The organism is Candidatus Erwinia dacicola (assembly GCF_001756855.1).
In the GTDB taxonomy this organism is placed as follows: domain Bacteria; phylum Pseudomonadota; class Gammaproteobacteria; order Enterobacterales; family Enterobacteriaceae; genus Erwinia; species Erwinia dacicola.
Window position 1 is genome coordinate 1 of record NZ_MAYS01000466.1, and the last position, 2,879, is coordinate 2,879.

4 protein-coding genes and 1 pseudogene are annotated in these 2,879 nt (G+C 51.4%); all 5 read left to right on the forward strand.

Features of this window, described 5'->3' with window-relative positions:
* Positions 1–320 precede the first annotated feature (320 nt).
* Entirely contained in the window at positions 321–446 is a 126-nt protein-coding gene (locus tag BBW68_RS20245) for a hypothetical protein (protein WP_261791488.1), read from the forward strand.
* A 322-nt stretch (positions 447–768) separates the two neighbouring features.
* Positions 769–948: pseudogene (locus BBW68_RS12390) on the forward strand (RrF2 family transcriptional regulator); the annotation flags it as partial.
* Between the two features lie 116 nt (positions 949–1,064).
* Positions 1,065–1,421, forward strand: a complete 357-nt coding sequence (locus BBW68_RS19215; RefSeq protein ID WP_187153688.1) for a 2OG-Fe(II) oxygenase family protein — start codon at positions 1,065–1,067, stop codon at positions 1,419–1,421.
* 159 nt (positions 1,422–1,580) lie between these two features.
* Complete coding sequence (locus tag BBW68_RS12400) at positions 1,581–2,600, forward strand: AI-2E family transporter (RefSeq protein WP_070135601.1); 1,020 nt, start codon at positions 1,581–1,583, stop codon at positions 2,598–2,600.
* 79 nt (positions 2,601–2,679) lie between these two features.
* Complete coding sequence (locus BBW68_RS18450) at positions 2,680–2,850, forward strand: AEC family transporter (protein WP_148127665.1); 171 nt, start codon at positions 2,680–2,682, stop codon at positions 2,848–2,850.
* Positions 2,851–2,879 lie beyond the last annotated feature (29 nt).

The window sequence follows — 2,879 nt, forward strand, 5'->3', positions numbered from 1 at the left end:
TCCAAAACCGTCATATTAAAACAGCATGATTACCTATTATTCAACAAAGCCTCAGTCTACCTGACGCTTTGGGGAATGGAAACCATTGCGGGGGCGAGGCGAACATGTTACTGCGAACTTTAAGCGTGACAGAGTTTGCCTGAAAGGTGACAAAACGGCAATTTGATTAATGGCTATAACGGATTTTTCAATCCCTGAGAGTGCTAGTGCTGGTCTTGCAAGCGCGTTGCTAAACTCCACAACTTATTGAAGTCATGGACCATGAATGGCAACCGTCTGCGCTTTACGACCACTCAGCGCGTCGAGGCCCAGAGCATCCTATGCTAAACGTGCCCCTGCTATTTATTGCCACGCTGGTGATGTTGTTGGTGACGGTGTTTTGCGCGATGAATCAGCCGTCTGCTAAGGCACATCTGCACGAAGAGATTATGGCACTGTTTGAGTAAGCTCTTTGTCCAATTCCGCCATTACCGGACCGGAAGGCTATAAGTGAATTTACACCACCTTGACGGACTTGACCTCAGCTTGGTTCATTAACCCTCAGTTTTTATCTGCGGGTAATCTAGTACCTTCTGGTGTCGGTTCCGATCAGTCTGTTTGCCCCTGTTGCGTAGGCCTGGCATGCTTATATCGCTTAGTTGGTGGCTTCAAAAGTGTAACAATATTTGTTACATTATCAAAATAGTGTTTTTATATTTGACTGATTTTAAATGCTTTTTATTATTTTTATTCATCCGTAGATGAACAGCAAAAAGCAAGGATCACATCATGCTTGATATTCGTTCCGCCCTGCAGATGGTGTTATGCCTTGCAAAGGCGGATCGCGAAGGGCTTCGCTGCACCAGCAAAATTCTGGCTGATGGTCTGAAGGCCAACCAGAGTTTTGTGCGCAAAATGATGGTGCCGTTGACCCGCGACGGTATTATTGTCTCTACGCTGTGGCACCATGCTCCTCGGACTTCCTGCTGACGCGTTCGATCCGCTGTACGGCGACAAGCCCAACGAACATATCAAGCTTATCAGCTATCCCGGACAGGCAGAGAACACCTCAGATTAAGGGGGCGGTGCACACAAAAATTCCGGCTTCCTCAGTTTTCTGTTACAGGACCGTCAGCGCGGACTTCAGGTGGAAGTTGCACCTAGGGCAGTGGATCGACGCAATACCGCTGGATGGGGCGGTTGTGGTCAATATTGGTGAGTTGTTGGAGTTGGCTAGCAACGGCTATCTGTGCGCTACGGTTCACCGTCTCGTGGCACCGCCAGCCAATCAAGAACGTCTGTCGATCGCATTCATTCTTGGGGCTCAGCTGGATGCGATAGTGCCGGTATTCATACTGCCCGAAATATTGCCAGCTTGGCTCAGGGCCCGGTCAGCGCTCCCGACAACCCGCTATTGCGCGACGTTGGCTGGAACTATCTGAAAGGGTGACTTCACTCCCATCCCGCCGTCGCCACGCGCTGGTATCAGGATCTGCTACAACATCAGTCCTAAATCCGCGCTTAGTTCAGCTAAATCCTAGTATGGCATAGTATACTGTCTGAATTCGCTTTATTCTTTTCCTTCTAAGACAGGACTTGTCATGGAAATACGGAATGTTAATCGGGCGCAGCTCTGTCAGGCTGCCAGCTATGCTCTGATTTTTGTCGCGCAGTTCGCCATCTTCCCGCTGCGTTTACTGCCCTGTTTTCTCACTGGGTTTATCGTCTACGAAACTATTCTGGCCCTGACCCCGCTGGTTGAGCGGCTGGTGAAAGGGCAAATTGCTCGCTGGATCAGCATCCTGTTCCTCAGCGTGGTGATTATCCTTGCGCTGGTGACCGGCATCACCAAACTGATTGGCTTCCTGCTGCACGATTTTCAAAACCCCGCTGCTTTCCACGCTACCGCCACCAAATTGCTTGAAGATGCCCAGCGCACACTGTCGCCGGTAATCGTGCGCTATCTGCCCTCGGACATCGACGAACTGCAAAATCAGGTCGTCACTTGGCTGCGCGAGCATCTGGTGGTGGTGCAGACCTTTGGCCGCACGGCGGCGCATACCTTTACCACCATGCTTATTGGAATGCTGCTGGGTGCGATTATCTCGCTGCGCAACAGCAGCGACCAGCGCTTGGAAGCACCGCTGAAGCAGGCGATGCTGGATCGCCTGACTACGCTGGCTGCCGCCTTCCACAACGTGGTGTTTGCGCAGATCAGAGTTTCGCTGGTGAATACCGTGCTGACTTGCGGCTTCCTGTTTGGCATCCTGCCGCTGTTCGGGCTGTATTTCCCGTTTGCTAAAACCGTGGTGGTGCTGACTATTATTGCCGGGCTAATGCCGATTATTGGTAACCTGATCTCCAATACTGTGATTGTGCTGATCGGTCTCTCTATTTCGCTGGAAGCAGCGCTGATCGCCCTGATTTACCTGATCCTGATCCACAAGCTGGAATACTTTATTAATGCGCGCATCTTTGGCAGCCGCATCAGCGCCAAGACTTGGGAGATCCTGCTGGCGATGCTGGTGTTTGAATCCGCCTTTGGGCTGACTGGCGTAGTGGCTGCGCCGGTTTACTACGCTTATCTAAAAGCTGAACTGCGTATCGCTAATCTGATTTAATCCTGAACCTTATCTGCTAGGTGCTTCCGGTCGCGACACAGAGTTTCCATGCCACTGATAGCCACGCTGCTGCACCGCCATGCCGCTGTTTGTCCTGATTGCACTTGGCTGGCTGCTGGTGCACTGGCGTCACTGGCCGGAAAGCATTACCGAAGCGATTAACCGCCTAGTGTTTCGCGTCGCGCTTCCGGCGATGCTGTTTTGCCTGATGTACGACTTCAGTAACGGCCGACCAATGGCATTCGGTTAAGAAGGCAACTATGCTATAAAAATCTAGGC